The sequence below is a fragment of the Streptomyces lincolnensis genome (assembly GCF_021173675.1).
In the GTDB taxonomy this organism is placed as follows: Bacteria; Actinomycetota; Actinomycetes; order Streptomycetales; family Streptomycetaceae; genus Streptomyces; species Streptomyces lincolnensis_B.
The window spans coordinates 1-314 of sequence record NZ_JAIHON010000054.1; the positions used below are offsets into that span (position 1 = coordinate 1).

Annotated in this window: 1 rRNA gene; it reads right to left on the reverse strand. The window is 62.4% G+C overall.

The annotated features are described in order from the left end of the window. Positions 1-197: 197 nt before the first annotated feature. Positions 198-314: ribosomal RNA gene (locus K4B79_RS47530) — 16S ribosomal RNA — on the reverse strand; the annotation flags it as partial.

The window sequence follows — 314 nt, forward strand, 5'->3', positions numbered from 1 at the left end:
ACACCCAACAGCGTGCCCGGCCGGCTCCCGCCCGGAGATCATGCTTTCCACGCTCTTGCGAGCAGTACTTGCAGCCTCCGACCCGTGAAACCGGCCGAATAATCAACGTTCCACCCATGAGCAACCAGCATCGGACAGTCGCCGATGTACTGGCCTCTGACCGCGCCCCGAAGGACCCGGTGAGAAGTGCTCCTTAGAAAGGAGGTGATCCAGCCGCACCTTCCGGTACGGCTACCTTGTTACGACTTCGTCCCAATCGCCAGTCCCACCTTCGACAGCTCCCTCCCCACAAGGGGGTTGGGCCACCGGCTTCG